The sequence below is a fragment of the Desulfomonilia bacterium genome, from assembly GCA_036567785.1.
Lineage (GTDB): Bacteria > Desulfobacterota > Desulfomonilia > UBA1062 > UBA1062 > DATCTV01.
The window spans coordinates 1-1,699 of record DATCTV010000046.1; the positions used below are offsets into that span (position 1 = coordinate 1).

Annotated in this window: 1 protein-coding gene; it reads left to right on the forward strand. The window is 50.4% G+C overall.

Annotation, left to right across the window (positions count from 1 at the left end):
• Nucleotides 1–694: 694 nt before the first annotated feature.
• Nucleotides 695–1,699: hypothetical protein (locus VIS94_13370; protein ID HEY9162061.1), on the forward strand; the 1,005-nt coding region annotated here is incomplete at its 3' end.

The window sequence follows — 1,699 nt, forward strand, 5'->3', positions numbered from 1 at the left end:
CGAGCCCTGCAAGGGCGAAGCAATCTCCTGACTTGTGAGAAAAGATTGCTTCGTCGGGCTGACGCCCTCCTCGCAATGACAGATTGCCAAGCGAGCCCCGTATGGACGACGTTTGTCATTTCGAACTTGTGAGTCCTGTAGGGACGAGCCCTGCAAGGGCGAAGCAATCTCCTGACTTGTGAGAAAAGATTGCTTCGTCGGGCTGACGCCCTCCTCGCAATGACAGATTGTCATGCGAGCGCAGCAGGGGCGTAATTTGTCATTGCGAGCTTGTGAGTCCTGTAGGGGCGAGCCCTGCAAGGGCGAAGCAATCTCCTGACATGTGAGAAAAGATTGCTTCGTCGGGCTTATACCCTCCTCGCAATGACAGATTGCCATTCCAATCATTGTAGGGGCGAAGCAATCCGTATGTACGTGAGAAAAGATTGATTTGTCGGGCTGGCGCCCTCCTCGCAATGACAGATCGCTATGCCAATCCTTGTAAGGGCGAAGCAATCCCATGGTACATAAGAAAAGATTGCTTCTCCCCTTCAGAATGATCGTAATGACAGATTATCAGGCTAATGTCCTTCTCGCTAGGAAACCGTACTAACAACAATTTTCCACCCTTTATGAATCGCTGCATTCTGTCAGTTTGTTTTACGGTAAAATAAAGGCTTAATATGGTTAATTTTTTCAGATACCGAAGGTTTTTATGATGAATACTGCAAAGAATTATCATCGGATCGTCCTGTTTTTTGTGACGCTGAGCGTTTTGCTGGCAGTGTGTGTTGTCCCCGCAGCAGCAGAAAGATCGCTCTTCCAGAAAAACGACGGAGTGGTCGATCTGTATTTTTTCCATGGCGACGGCTGCCCGCATTGTGCGGAGGAAGAAGTATTTCTGGATGAAATGAAACAGACGTATGGCGAAAAGCTCGCCATTCATATGTATGAAGTCTGGAAACATCCCGAGAACATTCCTGTCATTGAAAAATTCGCACAAGCCTTCCTGTTTGAACCCAGCGGCGTGCCGGTGACCTTTATCGGGCGGCAGTACTGGGTCGGCTACAGCCCGGAAAAACGGGATGCCATGAAGGCGGCAATTGAAGACGGCATAGCGCACGGCATGGTGGATGCGCAGGACATCGCGGATGGCAAAGTCAGCCTGGAGGTGCCGCAGACAGATCAGATCACAACAATTCAGGTCCCGCTGATCGGAACGGTCGATTTGGCAAGCCGCTCGCTTTTTGTCAGTACCGTGCTGATCGGTCTGGTGGATGGCATCAATCCGTGTTCCTTATGGGTACTGACGATGCTCCTCGCCATGCTGGTGCACCTGAATTCTCGGAAAAAGACGATCCTGATCGGTCTTATTTTTCTGACCGTCACGGCAGGCATCTATGCTTTGTTCATCACCGGTGTTTTCACGCTGCTGACCTATGTCAGTTTCCTGAAATGGATCCAGATTGTTGTGGCGGTCATTACGCTGATTTTGGGGCTGATCAATCTGAAGGATTATTTTTTCTATAAAGAAGGCATTTCACTGACGATCCAGGATTCGCAGAAACCCGGCATCTACCAGAAAATGCGCAAAGTCATGAGCTCCAGCGAAAATCTGTGGGCGATGATCGGTGCGACTGTGGTGCTGGCCGCCGGCGTATCCCTGGTGGAATTCTCTTGCACGGCTGCTTTCCCGGTCGTCTGGGGTAACCTGCTGGTG